Below are 16,045 nucleotides of genomic sequence, written 5' to 3'. Positions count from 1 at the left end.
GTTGACAAATTCTTTGCCATGCGCCTTGGCTGCTGAACCCCGGCAGCCCTGACAGCACTTCCCTACAACGGAGCCAAAAAATGACCAACAAGGTCCAAGCCGAAGAAAAACGCGCCCAGCTGCGCAAAGCCGCACTCGAATACCACGAGTTCCCCACCCCCGGCAAAATCGCCATCGCCCCCACCAAGCAGCTGGTCAACCAGCACGATCTGGCCCTGGCCTATTCGCCCGGCGTGGCTGCCCCTTGCGAAGAAATCGTCAAAGACCCGGCCAACGCCTTCAAGTACACCAGCCGGGGCAACCTGGTGGGTGTGGTGACCAACGGCACCGCCGTGCTGGGCCTGGGCGACATCGGCCCGCTGGCCAGCAAGCCAGTCATGGAAGGCAAGGGCGTGTTGTTCAAGAAGTTCTCGGGCATCGACGTGTTCGACATCGAGATCAACGAAAAAGACCCGGACAAGCTGGTCGAGATCATTGCCTCGCTCGAACCCACTTTTGGCGGCATCAACCTTGAAGACATCAAGGCGCCCGATTGCTTCTACATCGAGCGCAAGTTGCGCGAGCGCATGAAGATTCCGGTCTTTCACGACGACCAGCATGGCACCGCCATCGTGGTGGGCGCGGCCATCTTGAACGGCCTGAAGATCGTGGGCAAAGACCCCAAGCAGATCAAGCTGGTCACCTCGGGTGCTGGCGCAGCGGCCTTGGCTTGCCTGGGCTTGTTGGTCAAGCTGGGCATCCCGCGTGAAAACATCTGGGTCACCGACCTGGCCGGCGTGGTGTACGAAGGTCGCACCGAGCTGATGGACGAAGACAAGATCCAGTTCGTACAAAAAACCGAGCACCGCACCCTGCGTGAAGTGATTGCCGGTGCAGACGTGTTCCTGGGCCTGTCGGCAGGCGGTGTGCTCAAGCAGGACATGGTCCAGTCCATGGCCGCCAAGCCGCTGATTTTTGCGCTGGCCAACCCCAACCCCGAGATCAACCCCGAAGACGTCAAAGCTGTGCGCGACGACGCCATCATGGCCACAGGCCGCACCGATTACCCCAACCAGGTCAACAACGTCCTGTGCTTCCCCTACATCTTCCGGGGTGCTTTGGATTGCGGCGCGACCACCATCACGCTGGAGATGGAAATCGCCGCGGTGCACGCGATCGCCGAGCTGGCCCAGGCCGAGCAAAGCGAAGTGGTGGCTGCAGCCTATGTGGGCGAGCCGCTGGCCTTTGGCCCCGAGTACCTGATTCCCAAGCCCTTTGACCCGCGCCTGATGATGAAAATCGCCCCAGCCGTGGCCCAGGCTGCAGCGGAGAGCGGCGTGGCTTCGCGCCCGATCGCCGACATGGACGCCTACCGCGAACGCCTGCAAGGCTTTGTCTATGCATCAGGCACCATGATGAAGCCGATTTTCACGGCCGCCAAACGCGCCCTGAAAAAGCGCATCGCCTACAGCGAAGGCGAAGAAGAACGCGTGCTGCGTGCATCCCAAATCGTGGTGGACGAGGGCATTGCACGCCCCACCTTGATCGGTCGCCCGGCTGTGATCGCCGAGCGCATCGAAAAATTTGGCCTGCGCTTGAAAGAAGAGCTGGACTACGACGTGGTCAACGTCGAGATGGACCACCGCTACCGTGATTTTTGGCAGACCTACCACCGCATGACCGAGCGCAAGGGCATCACCGAGCAAATTGCCAAGATCGAGATGCGACGCCGCTTGTCCCTGATTGGCGCCATGTTGCTGCACAAAGGCGATGTGGACGGCATGATCTGCGGCACCTGGGGCACCAACCCCATGCACCTGAACTACATCGACCAAGTGGTGGGCAAGCGGGCGGGCGTCAACACCTTTGCCTGCATGAACGGCTTGATGCTGCCGGGCCGCCAGGTCTTCATGGTCGACACCCATGTGAACTACGACCCCACGGCCGCGCAATTGGCTGAGTTCACCATCATGGCCGCCGAAGAAATGCGCCGTTTCGGTATCCAGCCCAAGGCTGCCCTGTTGTCGCACTCGAACTTTGGCTCGTCCAACCAGCCCAGCGCCGTCAAGATGCGTGAGGTGCTGGACCTGCTGCGTCAAAACGCGCCCTGGCTGGAAGTGGATGGCGAAATGCACGGTGACGTGGCCCTCGACGCTGCCTCGCGCAAGGTCATCATGCCCAACAGCACCTTGGTGGGTGATGCCAATTTGCTGGTTTTGCCCAATATTGACGCCGCCAACATTGCCTACAACCTGCTCAAAACCGCTGCGGGCGGCAACATTGCCGTCGGCCCGGTTTTGCTGGGTGCCGCCAAGCCCGTGCACATTTTGACGCCCAGCACCACGGTGCGTCGCATTGTGAACATGACGGCGCTCACGGTGGCAGACGCCAACGCGGCCCGTTGAGCGGCATGAAGACGGTGTAAGTTCACATTTGATAAAAGTATGCAAACTGTCTTTGCCTAATTATTGGGCAATCGCTTGCATTTTTGTCGCATTTGTCGCACACTAGCGCCTTCGAGTTTTCGGGTAAACCCGGATGCTCCTGAAAGGTAAATTCATGAGGGTGGCACAACAAGCCGTGACCCGTCATCCTTGGCTTGCCATGGTGATGGGTTTGTTTTTGATGGTTTGCACACATGCTGTGCAGGCCCGCACATCCCAAGAGGTGCAAGCTTTGTCAACCATGTTGACAACAGAATTGCCCCGCGAAGGCCAAGAAACGTACCTGAAGATCCGTCAAGGAGGTCCTTTTCCTTACGAAAAGGACGGTACGATTTTTGGCAACCGCGAGCGCATTCTGCCGCGTGAGGCGAGGGGCTATTACCGTGAATACACCGTCAGGACGCCGGGTGCGAGGAACCGGGGAGCTCGCCGCATTGTTTGCGGTGGTTTGGTGCCCGCTGAACCGAAAGCCTGTTACTACACGCAAGACCATTACGCGAGTTTTCGCATGATTGTCGACAAGCCCTGATTTTTTTAGACTTTAAGAAAGACCACGGAGATGGACATGCCGATTCGCCCGGACCAAGAGACACCCTTGAAAGGTGTGCGGTCCAACATCGTGCAGTCGATTCGCGCTTACCGCGTGAGCGATTTGCAAGAAGCCGCCCAAGGCCTGGGCCACCACTTTTTGTACGCCAACCTGGCAGAAGCCCAGAGCAAACAAGACGTGTTGGACCTGATTGGTGCGCAATTCACCCTGCCTTCGCACTTTGGCAAGAACTTTGATGCCTTGTACGACTGCATGACCGACCCTTTGCACAAGTCTGGCCCACAGCCTGGCTTCATCGTGGTGCTGGAGCAAATTCCTGCGCACGTCAAGTTTGACAAGGAAGCCCGCGAGCAATTGCTCGACATCTTCCGTGACACGGCCGATTACTGGGGAGACCGGAAAGTTCCTTTCCGATGCTTCTATTCTTTTCTGTAGCCCGTTCTGCGCAAAACAGCCAAGCAGGACGGGCGAATGAGGCACAAACCGAAGACGCCGTGATGGCCGAATCGGTCGAAGACGGCGAAAAAATGCCCACCGACAAATTGGTGGACGTGTCGCCCTTGGCGCTGCGCATGAGCAGCCCATTCAACGCAGGTTACTGGCTCGCAGCCGCCTGACCCCACCATGAGCCGCTTTCAGCGGCCCTCCAGAAAAAGCCCGTCATCGACGGGCTTTTTCTTTGGCCAAGGGCAAACACCCATCGCCAGCAGGCTGGCTCCCACAAAGACAAGCATCAGCTGCTGACCCCCTGTAGGAACCCACCCCGAGGCTGACGTTCGTTCAGACGGCTTGGGCCAAGGCCACAAACTCGGCCACGGGCACCTCTTCGGCGCGGCGCTGCAAATCAAACTGCCCAGCAAAGCCTTTTTCATCCAACCATTTGCCCAAGGTGTTACGCAAAATCTTGCGGCGTTGACTGAAGGCCACTTGCACCAAGGTCTCCAAGGTTTTGACGTTCACCACTGGCGGAGTGGCCAGTGGCACCATGCGCACCACCGCGCTGTCCACCCTGGGCGGTGGATCAAAACTTTCGGGGGGCACAAACAGCACATTGGCCATCTCGTATCGCCACTGCAGCATGACCGACAGGCGGCTGTAGTCCGAGCTTGCGGGTTTGGCCACCATGCGGTCGATGACTTCTTTTTGCAGCATGAAATGCTGGTCTTCGATCACATCGACTTGCGCCAGCAAATGAAACAAGATGGGGGTGGAGATGTTGTACGGCAGATTGCCCACCACACGGATTTTTGGGCTTGCAGCGGCTTCAGACGAGGCCAGCATGTGCGTGGCCAATGCGCCAAAGTCCACTTTGAGCACATCGGACTCCACCACCGACAGGTGGGGGTGTTCACGCAAGCGCACGGCCAAATCACGGTCCAGCTCGATCACCGTCAAGTGTCCCAGGCGTTCCACCAGGGGTTGGGTCAAAGCGGCCAAGCCAGGCCCGATTTCGACCATGGCTTGCCCTGGCTGTGGGCTGATCGCGTCGACGATGGCATCGATGATGCCGCCATCGGTCAGAAAGTGCTGACCAAATCGTTTGCGGGCAATGTGCTTCATTGGGGCGGCTCGCGCATCTCGACATAGGCGCGGCCACGCAGGTCTTCGGCCCAGACGGTGTAGGCCTCGTCGAGCTTTTTCTCACGCAAGACTTTGCGAACCATGTCGCGTTGCTCGGCATCGGACAGCGGGGCATTGCGGCGATCGGTCACCTCGATCAGGTGCACGCCAAAACGAGACACCAAGGGCTCTGCCAGCTGGCCCGGGCGCAATCGGTTCATGACTTGTTCGAACTCGGGCACAAACATGCCCGGATTGGCCCAGCCCAAATCACCACCTTGTTGAGCGCTGCCGTCTTGCGACAGGCGTTTGGCCACCGCTGCAAAATCAGCTTTGCCCGCGAGAATGTCTTGCCGAACGCTGGCCAACTGCGCCAATGCTTGGTCTTGCGACAACTGAGCCCCCGGGCGCAACAAGATGTGCCGAGCGCGGGTTTGGGTGATGGTCAAATTGGCCGAAGGTTGCCGACGCTCCAGCACTTTCAAAATATGAAAACCAGCCCCTGAGCGCACGGGCTCGGTCACGCCCCCTACGGCCAAAGCTTGGGTTGCATTGACAAACAATTCGGGATAACGACTGGCCGAGCGCAGACCCAGCACGCCGCTGTTGGCGGCCAGGTCAGGGGCTTGTGAATAGGTTTTGGTCAGGGCCGCAAAATTTTCACCGGTGCGTGCCCGTTGTGCAATTTGGCGGGCCTGCCCGGCGAGTTGCTGGATTTGGGCCTCGGTGCTGTTTTCGGGCACCGCAATCAGGATCATGCCCAGGTTCAACTCAGCAGGGGCTTGGGCAGATTGGGCCGCTTGCTCTTTCAGGCGGTCCTGCAAAAACTTCTCGACTTCCAGGTCGCTCACGCGCACACGTCCCTCGACTTCACGCTCGCGAATGCGCGTCAGGGTCAGTTGCTTGCTCAGTTGCTCGCGGTATTGGTTGACCGACATGCCTTCTTGTTGCACGCGTTTGCGCAACTCATCGCGCGTGAGCTGGTTGCTGCTGGCCACATTCTGTTCGGCCATGTCCAGTGCCTCGGCATCGATCACGATGCCCATGTCCCGCGCTTGCTGAAGCTGGACTTTTTCGCCAATCAGTTGCTCCAGCGCCTGGGCCTTGATGTCTTCAGCACGGGGACGCTGGGCTTGGTTTTGTGTTTCACGCGTCAGGCGCTGGGCCAGTGCTTGGACTTCCTGGTTGGTAATGGGTTCTGAATTGACCACAGCCACAATGAAATCGGCCGGGCGAATGGCGACTGCAGAGGTCGGGGCCTGAGCCGTTGCCAACCCCACAGTGCCCATGCAAAGAGTGGTCAGCAAAGCCCATCGAACAGAAGACATGGATTTATTCATAGTTTTGAAAACGACTGGGTGCGACAAAGTTATCGCGCAGATTCTGATAACGGGGAATGTTGTTGCGCAGGGCCGACAAAGGACTGGCACCCACACGAGCCAAGCCAATGAACTCCAATTGGAACAGCAAACGGCTGGTGGCGGTGCTCACGGTGCTTTGCAAACGCTCAAAAGCAATGCGCCCCAGCCAGCAGCCACCGTCGTATTCAAAGCCCAACAAACTGTCCACCAAACGGCGCTCGTTGATGCTGAAGTTCATGCGCCCCACGGTGTACCAGCGGTCAGGGCCCAAGCCTTGACCGGGGGCACGGGTCCAGGCCGATTCTGCCGCGTCGTCGCGTCGCCCCATGAGGTCGCTCAGTGGCCACTGCCAGCCCAGGTCCACTTGTTCACTGACATCGCGGTTAAGGCGGTAAGCCGCGTTGACCACGCGGTAGGGACTGGGGCTGTAGCGGCCTTGCAAAGTGTTGCGGCTGACTTTGTTGGTTTGGTTGTTCAGTTGCACGGTGGCATCGAGCGCCCACCGGTCATCCCAGCGCACACCGGCCCCCAAGAGCATGTCGCTCAAACCGGTCTTGGCAGCGGTTTGTCCGGGCAAGACCACCTGCTGGTCAGAAAAACGGATGCGCTGCGCCATGCCCACGCGCAGCATCTCAGCCCCATTGGCCGCATCAAAAAAGCGACTGGTCACGCCCAGCGTCAAGGCGTCGTTGTCGATCAAACGGTCGTGACCCACGTAGGCGTTTTCGCTGTAAATGGTGGAGAGGTTGAAGTCGGTGGCACCGCTGTCATACACCGGCAGAAAACTCTGATCGCGGTAGGGTGTGCGCACATAAAAAGCCCGAGGCTCCAGGGTCTGCACCACTTGGCGGCCAAACCATTGGGTTTCGCGCTCCAGCACAAGACCCGAATCGAGCGAATAGGTGGGCAACACCCGGTTGGCCGAGCGGTTGCCGTTGTCCATGACCCCATCGAGCTGGTAGCGGGTCGCGTGCAATTGCAACTTGGGTGTGACAAAGCCCCAGGGCCGTATCCAGGGGCGGCTGACTTGGGCTTGCACAAAGCTGCGCTCGCCGTTGCGCGGCAAAGCGGTGCTGTTGGGGATGCGTGAATAGTCGGCCTCAAACCGGGTGGTGTCCCCGACGATGGACCAATCCATGCCATCGGCTTGCCATTGGCCGTAGCGCAAAGTGATTTGAGGGGCCCGGTCATAAGGCGGGGTGATGGGCGCACTGACGTCCTGCAAAGTTTGCCAGCGCTGCACCTGAGCGCTCATGCTCAAATCACCCAAGGCCCAGGCCAAAGTGCCGGTCGAGGGCAGCAAACGTTGGGTCAGGACTTGGCCCGACCGCGAAAAATCGCGCCAGTAATTGTCGTCACTGACCCGGTTCACGCTCAAGCCCAGACCGATCCGCCCAAGACCTTGCAGACCAGTCTCGATACCGCCTTGGTGCTGGGCCGACAAGCCCCAGCGGTTTTGCTGACGCAAGCTGTCTGAGGGCATCAGGTTCAAGCGCAACTGACCGTTGTAATCGGGTTCCAAGTAACGAAACTCGGTGTCCACGGCCACGCCGCGTTTGCTCATCACATGGGTGTTGACCGTGGCATCGCGGTTGGGCGCAATGTCGAAGTAATAGGGCTGCGAGACCTGCACACCATTGGTCGTGTCAATGCCCACCAAAGGCGGCAGCAAACCCGACTTGCGGTCTTCGGTCAGGGCAAAACTGACGGCCGGCAAAGCCATCAATGGCACGTCCTGAAAGCGCAACTGAACCCCCTCGGCCAAGGCACTGGACTCTTCGTTGTCCAGTGTCAGGCGCGTGGCCTTGAGCACCCACTCTGGCAGCCACTCGGGACCGGGTTTGCGCCGACAGGTGGTGTAGCTCACTTGCTGCATCACCGCACGATCGCTGTCCAAAAACACCAAAGATGCCGCATCGCCATAGCCACTGCTTTTGTACAACTCAAAGCGCGGTTGCATCAACTGGCCCCGAAAACTGTCCATTTGAAGGACCAGACTTGGGCCCACAAACAAACTCCCATCCCGGCTCACACGGACATCCCCCGAGGCCTTCACCTCGTCTTGTGTCTGGTCATAGTCCAGGCGATCGGCCCGGATGCTCAGGCCCGGACGGCGGATGGTGGCCTGACCCTGCAATTGCACATCCAGGTCGGGCCGCACCGTCAGCTGCTGCGCTTGTACAAAGGTTGGGGCTTCTTTTTTTTGCCTGTCTGAGACCGCCTCTTCCAGCAAAGGGCTGCTGCGCAAAGTCAGCACGGAGCCATCGACGCGGGCTTGCGCCCAAACTGTGCCCACAGGCATGCCGCACAACACTGCGCCCGCCAGGCCAAGGGCCAAGGGCGAAGCCAACGTGGGCAGCAGCAAAAAACGGGCAGAGATGAACTTCACAGACAGAGGGCAGGGTAGAGGAGGCAGTCAGGTCACACGGCGGGTGCAACAACAGGCTTTGTAGAATCGGATTATCCATGAGCCACCCCCACCTGCCCCCCACTTTGCCCCACACCAGCGCTGACGCTGCGAGCCACGAGGTCCTTTGGGCCGATTCCCTGCGCCAAAGTCACTTCAATGCTTGGCTTGAAAGCTTGTCCCGTCCCCACAGTCTTGTGCCCGAATCGGTCCGTATCGCCTCTGCCGATGCGAGCTTTCGGCGTTATTTGCGGGTGGACACCCAACAAGGCCAGACCCGCATCATCATGGATGCACCACCGGACAAGGAAAACAGCCGTCCCTTTGTGCAGGTGGCCACATTGATGCAAAACGCAGGCCTGAAGGCACCCGAGGTGTTGGACTGGCACGAAGCCCACGGCTTCATGCTGCTGAGCGACTTGGGCGACGCCACCATGATGTCGGCCATCGACCCCGAGCGCCCTCAGGCCAACCACGGCCTGTACATGCAGGCGGTCGATGCACTGGTGCAGTGGCAGCTGGCCTCGCGCCCGGGCGTGCTGCCACCCTATGACGCCGCTTTGCTGAACCGCGAACTGAGCCTGTTCCCCGATTGGTATTTGGCCCAGCACCGGGGCGTGCAGCTGCAAGGTGCGCAGCGCGAGGTGTTCGACAAGGCCTTCGCCCTGATCGTGCAACGCAATCTGGCCGCGCCCAGTGTGTATGTGCACCGCGACTTCATGCCGCGCAATTTGATGATGCCTTGTGGCAGCAGTGCACAACTGGGTGTATTGGATTTTCAGGACGCGGTTTACGGCCCCATCAGCTACGACATCGCCAGCCTGATGCGCGACGCCTTCCTCACCTGGGACGAAGACTTTGTGCTCGACATCACCATCCGCTACTGGGAAAAAGCCCGCAAGGCGGGCTTGATGGACTTTGAAGACTGGCACAGCGACTTTGGCTCGTTCTACCGCGCAGTCGAATGGATGGGCCTGCAGCGCCACCTCAAAGTGGCCGGCATCTTTGCCCGCCTGACCCTGCGCGACGGCAAGCCCAAATACCTGGCCGATGCGCCGCGCTTCCTCCACTACATCCGCAGCACCTGTGACCGTTACCGCGAACTGGGCCCGCTGCTCAAATTGATCGACGAGATCGAAGGCACCACGCCCCAAGTCAGTTTTGCCTACGGGCGCATGTGAGCATGCCGCGCTTTTTCTGCCCCGCCCCTTTGGCCACAGGCTTGTCGCTCAGCCTGCCTGCGGGAGCCGCCCGCCATGTGCAGGTGCTACGCCTGCAGCCGGGCGATGTCATCACCTTGTTCAACGGCGAAGGCGGCGAGTTTGACGCCACCGTCACCCGCATGGGCCGCAGCGATGTGGATGTGGAAGTGGGGGCGCACCGCGCGGTGGAGCGCGAAGCGGCACGCGCCATTCACCTGCTGGCCGGCATCACCGCCAACGAGCGCATGGACTGGCTGGTCGAAAAAGCCACCGAGCTGGGCGTGGCCAGCATCACGCCCCTGGTGGCCGAGCGCAGCGTGCTCAAGCTCAAAGGTGAACGCGCTGAGAAAAAACTGGCGCACTGGCAAGGCGTGGCCGTGGCTGCTGCTGAGCAGTGCGGGCGCAACCGGGTGCCCACGGTGCACGCGGCCGTGACCCTCAAGGAGTGGTTGGCGCGGGCCGAAGCCGGGGAGTGCTGGGTCTTGTCTTTGTCCGAAGGCACCCAAGCCCTGTCGGCCATGACCGGCAGCGGCCCCGTCACCGTGCTCAGCGGTCCCGAAGGGGGCCTGAGCCCGAGCGAAGAAGCCTGCGCCCTGGCGGCAGGATTTGTGCCTGTCACCTTGGGCCCGCGTGTGCTGCGCGCTGAAACCGCGCCCTTGGCGGTGCTGGCCATCTGCGCCTGAAGCCTGCGGGCAATTCTTGGTGGTCTGCGAGGGTTATCGCGACGGGGGCGTCGCTCCTACAGGGGGGATGCTCTGCTTTTTGTGGGAGCCCCGCCCTCGGGGCGATTGTTGGGGGTCTGCGAGGGTTATCGCGACGGGGGCGTCGCTCCTACAGGGGGATGCCCCGCGTTTTGTGGGAGCCCCGCCCTCGGGGCGATTCTTGGGGGTCTGCGAGGGTTTTCGCGACGGGGGCGTCGCTCCTACAGGGGGATGCCCCGCGTTTTGTGGGAGCCCCGCCCTCGGGGCGATTCTTGGTGGTCTGCGAGGGTTATCGCGACGGGGGCGTCGCTCCTACAGGGGGGGGTGCTCTGCGTTTTGTGGGAATCCCACCCTCGGGGCGATTCTTGGTGATCTGCGAGGGTTTTCGCGACGGGGGCGTCGCTCCTACAGGGGGATGCCCCGCGTTTTGTAGGAGCCCCGCCCTCGGGGCGATTCTTGGGGGTCTGCGAGTGTTTTCGCGACGGGGGCGTCGATCCTACAGGGGGGTCGCTCTGCTTTTTGTGGGAATCCCGTCCTCGGGGCGATGGGGGGTGGGGCGCAAAGGTTCATCGCGGGCAGTGCGCCGAGGCGACAGGGTTTTATAAGTGGCTGGCGATACACTGCCTGTCATGAACCCCAACTTGATCCTCCTCACGCTCTGCCAGGGCCTGTTCTTCACCAACAACGTCACCTTCATCGCCATCAACGGGCTGGTGGGTTTGTCCATGGCACCGCTGGGCTGGATGGCCACTTTGCCGGTCATGGGCTATGTGGTGGGCGGTGCGCTGTCGACCGGGCTGGTGGCCAAGAGCCAGTCACGCTGGGGGCGCAAGGTGTCTTTTCAGCTGGGGCTGGTGGTGGCTTTGTTTTCGGCGCTGCTGGCCGCTTATGCTGCCTGGAGCCACAACTTCTGGCTGCTGGTGTCGGCCACGGTCATTGCGGGTTACTACAGCGCCAACGGCCAGTTGTACCGTTTTGCGGCGGCCGAATTAGCGGCAGACGGATTCAAGGAAAAAGCGGTTTCGCTGGTGCTGGCGGGTGGCTTAATCGGCGCCATCGTCGGCCCCAACCTGGCCTCGCGGACCCGCACTTTGTATGAAACGCCGTTTTTGGGCGCTTACATGGCGCTGGGCATCGTGGCGATTTTGGCCATGGTGTGCATGGCCTTCATCCGATTTCCGGCAGTGCCCGCCAAAAAGCCGGGCGACAGCGTGGGCAGGCCCCTGTCCGAGATCATGCGCCAGCCGGTGTTCATTGTGGCGGCCGCCGCTGCGGCACTCAGCTACGGCGTGATGAACTTGCTCATGGCAGCCACACCGCTGGCCATGCAGGTGTGCGGCTTCAGTTTTGACGATGCGGCACTGGTGCTGGAGTGGCATGTGATCGGCATGTTTGCGCCAGGCTTTTTCACGGGCCACTTGATCAAGAAATTCGGCACGCTGCAGATCATGGCGGTGGGCGTGGTCATCAACTTTGTGTGCATTGCAATTGCCTTGTCGGGCGTGGAGCTGCACCAGTTCCTGATCTCGCTGTTCTTACTCGGCCTGGGCTGGAACTTCCTGTTCACCGGCAGCACCACACTGGCCATGCAGGCTTGGACCCCCGCCGAAAAAGACCGGGGTCAGGCGGCCATCAACTTCTTTGTGTTCGCCACCATGGCCGTGACCTCGTTCGCCTCTGGGGCACTGGTCACCACACAGGGCTGGACTTGGCTCAACATCGGCTCGCTCTTGCCTGTGACCCTGACAGGGGCAGCCTTGATGTGGATGGTGGTGCAGCAAAAAAAGAACGCCGCCTGAAACACGGCTCAACGACGGCGCAAACCCCACTGCGCAGCCACCGCCATCGATGTGAAAGCCAACATCATCCAAGCCAGATTGACTGCGCCTTGGTGCGGCACCAGCCCGACCAAATAGCCGCCCGTGGCCCCGGTCAGTTGTTGCATCAGGCCAGCCACCGCTGCGGCTGATCCAGCCAGTGCGGGCAGCACGCCAACCGTGCCCGCCAGTGCTGGCGGGTTGATGAAGCCGTGACCGAGCCCCAGCAAAAGCAGTGGCAACGCCACGGCCAGCGGTGTTTGTACGCCCGCCAAACCCAGCGCCAGCATGATGAGCAATCCTGCGACCGTCAGGCTCTGACCCCAGGCCATGACGCGCGATTCGCCTGCACGCGCAATGAACCGGGAGGTCATGAAATTGCCCAAAATATAGGACACAGGCACGGCCATGATGAACCAACCAATGCCGTCCGGCCCGATGCCATAACCCTTGAGCACGATGGGTGCCCCGGCCAGAAAAGCGTAAAACGTGGCGGTCGTGGCGGCAAGGATGACCACATAAAGCACATAGCGGGGCTCGCGCAACAGGCGGGCATAAGCGCTGAGCATGGCCCGCAGCCAATGGCCAGCAGCTGGCGCAGCGGGGGTCACACGCGGCAAACCGAGCCACGCCGCCACCGCAAGCAACAGCGCCAGCACCGCCAACAGCACAAAGTTGGTTTGCCAGCCAAAGCGCACATGGATCTGCCCACCAATCAACGTGGCCAGTGGCGGACACATGCCCAGCGCCATGCCTATATAGGCCATGACGCGGGTGCGCTGTGGACCCGTGAACAGGTCTTGCACCATGGAGCGCCCCACCACCATGCTGGCCGCACTGCCCGCGCCTTGCAGCACCCGAGCGGCAGTGAGCATCGTGATGTCGGTGGCCAACGCGGCCATCACCGAGGCCAAGCCCGCCACCCCCAGGCCCAGCATCAACATGGGCTTGCGCCCGTGTCGGTCCGACAAGGGGCCATACACCAGCTGCAAAGCACCGTAGGCGACCACATAAGCACTGAAGGTCAGCTGCACATGGGCCTGATCGGTGGCAAAAAGGGTGCCCCATTCCTGCATGGAGGGCAGGCACAAGGTCATGGCCAGCAAGCCAAATGCGATTTGGGCCAACACATTGGCAATCAGCCACGGGGAGTGGCTGCGGGATTGGGCGGGATGATCGGTGTGAGCGGCAGAGGGAGTCATGAAAGGCCAAAAAATGGGGTGCGCATGACCCACAGGATCAGCCCGGGCAAGGGCTCAAGGACGCTGCAACTTGAACACCGCCGTGCCCGCCATGAGGTTGGGCAAAAACCGTACTTCTTGACCGTGTTGCAGGCCAAACCCATCGAGGATGCGCAAATCGTTCTTGCCGGCCAGGTCGGCAAAGTCGGCATAAGTGCCCACGCGGATGTTGGGCGTGTCGTACCACTGGTAGGGCAGGCGCTTGGTCACCGGCATGCGGCCACGCAGCACGCTCAGGCGGTTGAACCAGTGCGCAAAGTTGGGAAAGGCGACGATGCCGATTTTTCCGACACGGGCGGTCTCGCGCAGCATGGTTTCGGCGTTGCGCAGGTGTTGCAGCGTGTCGATTTGCAGCACCACATCAAACGACTGGTCGGCAAAAACTTTCAGGCCCTGGTCGAGGTTGAGCTGCAACACGTTCACGCCACGCTGGGCACAGGCCAGCACATTGGCGTCGTCCAGCTCCACACCGTAGCCGGTGCAGCCGTTGTGTTCTTGCAGGTAAGCGAGCAAGGCACCGTCGCCACAGCCCAGGTCGAGCACGCGTGCGCCTTGAGGGACCAGGCGGGCGATGGCTTGCATGATCAAAGGGTCGCTCATGCGGCACCTCCCAGGCTGTTGGCGATCTGGCCGAAGTAGGCCCGCACCACGTTCATGTAGCGCTCGTCGTCGAGCAAAAAGGCGTCGTGGCCGTGGGGGGCGTCGATTTCGGCATAGCTCACGTCACGGCGGTTGTCGATCAGGCCTTTGACGATTTCGCGGCTGCGGGCCGGCGAAAAGCGCCAGTCGGTGGTGAAGCTGATCAGCAAAAACTTGCAGATGGCACGCTCCAGCGCTTTGGACAGGTCGCCGCCAAAGGCGCGGGCCGGGTCAAAGTAATCGAGCGCCCGGGTGATCAGCAAATAGGTGTTGGCGTCAAAGTACTCGCTGAACTTGTCGCCTTGGTAGCGCAGGTAGCTTTCGATCTGGAATTCGACTTCCTGCGTGGAGTATTTGTAGCCGGTGGGGCTGTTGACAGCACTGCGCAGCTCGCGGCCAAACTTTTCGTTCATCACGTCGTCGCTCAAATACGTGATGTGGCCGATCATGCGGGCGATGCGCAGGCCGCGTTTGGGCACCACGCCGTGGGCATAAAAGTGCCCATCATGAAAGTCGGGGTCGGTCACGATGGCGCGGCGGGCCACTTCGTTGAAAGCGATGTTTTCGGCGTTCAGGTTGGGGGCGCTGGCCACCACCACCGCGTGCTTCACGCGCTCGGGGTACTGCAGCGTCCAACTCAATGCCTGCATGCCGCCCAAACTGCCACCCATCACGGCGGCCAGTTGTTCAATGCCCAAAGCGTCCAGCAAGCGAGCTTGGGCGTTGACCCAGTCTTCCACCGTGATCACGGGAAAGTCCGCGCCATACACGCGCCCGGTGTCGGGGTTCACATGCATGGGGCCGGTCGAGCCAAAGCACGAGCCCAGGTTGTTCACGCCGATCACAAAAAAGCGGTCGGTGTCGAGTGACTTGCCCGGGCCGATCATGTTGTCCCACCAGCCCAGGTTTTTGGGTTGGTCGGCATACACGCCTGCCACATGGTGCGAGGCGTTGAGCGCGTGGCAGATCAACACGGCATTGGATTGGTCGGCGTTGAGCGTGCCGTAGGTTTCGTAGCTCAGCGAATAGCCACGGAGGGACGCACCACTTTGCAAAGGCAAAGGGGCTTCAAACAGCATGCTTTGGGATTCGGCGATCAGCATCGAATGTGTTCAGGTGTGCAAAAAAACAAAACCCGGCTTCGCAGTCAGCTGGGCCGGGTTTCTGTGAGATGAAACACACGCCATTTAGCTGAATTTCGAAACCATCACGGTTTCGGCGCCCGCAATCGGGTTCAAATCGGCGCATGGGTCAAGTATATGACGAACGCCACCCGCCCTTTTCAGGAGCACGCATGTCAGATCTCTATGGCTCGGACGCCTACAGTCCCGTCGACATCGCCCGCCGCATCGAGGCCGTGGGCGAGACCAAGGCCCGCATGGCCGCGCTGCCGCTGGCTTTGCTGGGCGTGCTGGCCGGGGCTTTCATTGGCTTGGGGGCCATGTTGTTTGTGCTGGTCAAGTCCGACCCGAGCCTGGGCTTTGCGGCCAGTTCGGTGCTGGGCGGCCTGGTGTTTGCCATGGGCTTGCTCATGGTCGTGGTGGCCGGGGCCGAGCTGTTCACCGGCAACAACTTGATTGTCATGGCCTGGGCCGACGGCCGGGTCAGCACAGGGCAGGTGCTGCGCAACTGGGGCATTGTGTGCCTGGCCAACTTCGTGGGCGCGGCCGGTCTGGCGCTGCTGGTGTTTGCCAGCGGCCACGCCAGCCTCAACGGCGGCGCGATTGGCCACAAGGTGGTGCAGATCGCCGTGGCCAAGCAGGAGCTGCCCTTTGTCACGGCCTTGTTGCGCGGCGTGCTGTGCAATGTGCTGGTGTGCATGGCCGTGTGGATGGCCATGGCCGGGCGCAGCGTGACCGACAAGGCCGTGGCGGTGATGCTGCCGGTGATGGCCTTTGTGGCGGCTGGCTTTGAGCACAGCATTGCCAACATGTACCTGATGCCGCTGGCCATGCTGCTGCAGCACGACGGCCTGACGGGCCACCCCACCGTCACTTGGGCCGGCATGCTGGGCAATCTGCTGCCCGTGATTTTGGGGAATGTGCTGGGGGGCGCGGTGCTGGTGGCCGGGGTTTACCACGTCATTTACAAGCGCCAGCCGCTCACTTGAAAACCATCGTTTTCAGTCCCTCTTGTGGGGGTCT

General features: G+C 61.0%; 14 protein-coding genes. 8 read left to right on the top strand and 6 right to left on the bottom strand.

The annotated features are described in order from the left end of the window. Nucleotides 1–80: 80 nt before the first annotated feature. The 4 genes from B9Z48_RS02680 (at nt 81) to B9Z48_RS21325 (ending at nt 3,590) form a co-directional block, all read left to right on the top strand. Nucleotides 81–2,384 carry an NADP-dependent malic enzyme gene (locus tag B9Z48_RS02680; RefSeq protein WP_089955469.1) on the top strand — a complete coding sequence of 768 codons (2,304 nt, stop codon included), beginning with the start codon at nt 81–83 and terminating at the stop codon, nt 2,382–2,384. A gap of 154 nt (nt 2,385–2,538) precedes the next feature. Continuing rightward, on the top strand, nt 2,539–2,952 hold the full coding sequence (locus B9Z48_RS02675; RefSeq protein ID WP_089956292.1) for a ribonuclease domain-containing protein: 414 nt from the start codon (nt 2,539–2,541) through the stop codon (nt 2,950–2,952). A gap of 30 nt (nt 2,953–2,982) precedes the next feature. Then, entirely contained in the window at nt 2,983–3,408 is a 426-nt protein-coding gene (locus tag B9Z48_RS02670) for a barstar family protein (protein ID WP_089955465.1), read from the top strand. Next, nucleotides 3,387–3,590 carry a hypothetical protein gene (locus B9Z48_RS21325; RefSeq protein ID WP_089955461.1) on the top strand — a complete coding sequence of 68 codons (204 nt, stop codon included), beginning with the start codon at nt 3,387–3,389 and terminating at the stop codon, nt 3,588–3,590. The genes B9Z48_RS02670 and B9Z48_RS21325 overlap by 22 nt, the downstream gene beginning before the upstream one ends. A gap of 163 nt (nt 3,591–3,753) precedes the next feature. On the opposite strand, the gene rsmA is transcribed toward B9Z48_RS21325, so the two are convergent. From rsmA to B9Z48_RS02655, 3 genes are read right to left on the bottom strand one after another with little or no spacing between them, the layout of a single operon-like run. After that, nucleotides 3,754–4,533: a 16S rRNA (adenine(1518)-N(6)/adenine(1519)-N(6))-dimethyltransferase RsmA gene (gene rsmA / locus B9Z48_RS02665; protein WP_089955457.1), complete on the bottom strand. Its 780-nt coding sequence runs from the start codon at nt 4,531–4,533 to the stop codon at nt 3,754–3,756. Continuing rightward, nucleotides 4,530–5,861: a peptidylprolyl isomerase gene (locus tag B9Z48_RS02660; RefSeq protein ID WP_228769147.1), complete on the bottom strand. Its 1,332-nt coding sequence runs from the start codon at nt 5,859–5,861 to the stop codon at nt 4,530–4,532. Before B9Z48_RS02660 ends, rsmA begins: the two co-directional genes overlap by 4 nt. A gap of 4 nt (nt 5,862–5,865) precedes the next feature. Further along, a complete protein-coding gene (locus tag B9Z48_RS02655; protein ID WP_228769146.1) occupies nt 5,866–8,283 on the bottom strand; it encodes an LPS-assembly protein LptD in 2,418 nt (805 codons plus the stop codon). A gap of 77 nt (nt 8,284–8,360) precedes the next feature. Between B9Z48_RS02655 and B9Z48_RS02650 the strand changes: the two genes are divergently transcribed. From B9Z48_RS02650 to B9Z48_RS02640, 3 genes are all read left to right on the top strand, one after another. Then, a complete protein-coding gene (locus B9Z48_RS02650; RefSeq protein WP_089955447.1) occupies nt 8,361–9,482 on the top strand; it encodes an aminoglycoside phosphotransferase family protein in 1,122 nt (373 codons plus the stop codon). 2 nt (nt 9,483–9,484) lie between these two features. Further along, complete coding sequence (locus B9Z48_RS02645) at nt 9,485–10,186, top strand: 16S rRNA (uracil(1498)-N(3))-methyltransferase (RefSeq protein ID WP_089955443.1); 702 nt, start codon at nt 9,485–9,487, stop codon at nt 10,184–10,186. A 647-nt stretch (nt 10,187–10,833) separates the two neighbouring features. Next, nucleotides 10,834–12,003 carry an MFS transporter gene (locus tag B9Z48_RS02640; protein WP_089955440.1) on the top strand — a complete coding sequence of 390 codons (1,170 nt, stop codon included), beginning with the start codon at nt 10,834–10,836 and terminating at the stop codon, nt 12,001–12,003. Nucleotides 12,004–12,011: 8 nt separating this feature from the next. On the opposite strand, the gene B9Z48_RS02635 is transcribed toward B9Z48_RS02640, so the two are convergent. From B9Z48_RS02635 to B9Z48_RS02625, 3 genes are read right to left on the bottom strand one after another with little or no spacing between them, the layout of a single operon-like run. Continuing rightward, nucleotides 12,012–13,223, bottom strand: coding sequence for a Bcr/CflA family efflux MFS transporter (locus B9Z48_RS02635; protein WP_146186221.1), 1,212 nt, complete (start codon nt 13,221–13,223; stop codon nt 12,012–12,014). 54 nt (nt 13,224–13,277) lie between these two features. Beyond that, the gene (gene metW, locus B9Z48_RS02630) at nt 13,278–13,862 is read right to left on the bottom strand and encodes a methionine biosynthesis protein MetW (protein WP_108377035.1); all 585 of its coding nucleotides are present in this window, start codon (nt 13,860–13,862) and stop codon (nt 13,278–13,280) included. Then, nucleotides 13,859–15,004, bottom strand: coding sequence for a homoserine O-acetyltransferase (locus tag B9Z48_RS02625; RefSeq protein WP_089955430.1), 1,146 nt, complete (start codon nt 15,002–15,004; stop codon nt 13,859–13,861). The genes metW and B9Z48_RS02625 overlap by 4 nt, the downstream gene beginning before the upstream one ends. Nucleotides 15,005–15,195: 191 nt before the next feature. Here B9Z48_RS02625 and B9Z48_RS02620 point away from each other — a divergent pair, with 191 nt between their 5' ends. Continuing rightward, nucleotides 15,196–16,011 carry a formate/nitrite transporter family protein gene (locus tag B9Z48_RS02620; RefSeq protein WP_108377034.1) on the top strand — a complete coding sequence of 272 codons (816 nt, stop codon included), beginning with the start codon at nt 15,196–15,198 and terminating at the stop codon, nt 16,009–16,011. The last annotated feature ends 34 nt before the right edge of the window (nt 16,012–16,045 follow it).

Origin of the sequence: Limnohabitans sp. WS1, assembly GCF_003063265.1 — a bacterium.
GTDB lineage: Bacteria > Pseudomonadota > Gammaproteobacteria > Burkholderiales > Burkholderiaceae_C > Limnohabitans_A.
Note: the sequence above shows the minus strand (reverse complement) of the source record. Positions and strands in the feature narration are given on the sequence as shown.

What these genes read in the sequence shown, in the direction of transcription:
- B9Z48_RS02625 (WP_089955430.1), bottom strand. Translation starts at nt 15,004, where the DNA reads ATGCTGATCGCCGAATCCCAAAGCATGCTGTTTGAAGCCCCTTTGCCT.
- B9Z48_RS02650 (WP_089955447.1), top strand. Translation starts at nt 8,361, where the DNA reads ATGAGCCACCCCCACCTGCCCCCCACTTTGCCCCACACCAGCGCTGAC.
- B9Z48_RS02635 (WP_146186221.1), bottom strand. Translation starts at nt 13,223, where the DNA reads ATGACTCCCTCTGCCGCTCACACCGATCATCCCGCCCAATCCCGCAGC.
- B9Z48_RS02640 (WP_089955440.1), top strand. Translation starts at nt 10,834, where the DNA reads ATGAACCCCAACTTGATCCTCCTCACGCTCTGCCAGGGCCTGTTCTTC.
- B9Z48_RS02620 (WP_108377034.1), top strand. Translation starts at nt 15,196, where the DNA reads ATGTCAGATCTCTATGGCTCGGACGCCTACAGTCCCGTCGACATCGCC.
- rsmA (WP_089955457.1), bottom strand. Translation starts at nt 4,533, where the DNA reads ATGAAGCACATTGCCCGCAAACGATTTGGTCAGCACTTTCTGACCGAT.
- metW (WP_108377035.1), bottom strand. Translation starts at nt 13,862, where the DNA reads ATGAGCGACCCTTTGATCATGCAAGCCATCGCCCGCCTGGTCCCTCAA.
- B9Z48_RS02645 (WP_089955443.1), top strand. Translation starts at nt 9,485, where the DNA reads ATGCCGCGCTTTTTCTGCCCCGCCCCTTTGGCCACAGGCTTGTCGCTC.
- B9Z48_RS02670 (WP_089955465.1), top strand. Translation starts at nt 2,983, where the DNA reads ATGGACATGCCGATTCGCCCGGACCAAGAGACACCCTTGAAAGGTGTG.
- B9Z48_RS02680 (WP_089955469.1), top strand. Translation starts at nt 81, where the DNA reads ATGACCAACAAGGTCCAAGCCGAAGAAAAACGCGCCCAGCTGCGCAAA.
- B9Z48_RS02660 (WP_228769147.1), bottom strand. Translation starts at nt 5,861, where the DNA reads ATGTCTTCTGTTCGATGGGCTTTGCTGACCACTCTTTGCATGGGCACT.
- B9Z48_RS02675 (WP_089956292.1), top strand. Translation starts at nt 2,539, where the DNA reads ATGAGGGTGGCACAACAAGCCGTGACCCGTCATCCTTGGCTTGCCATG.
- B9Z48_RS21325 (WP_089955461.1), top strand. Translation starts at nt 3,387, where the DNA reads ATGCTTCTATTCTTTTCTGTAGCCCGTTCTGCGCAAAACAGCCAAGCA.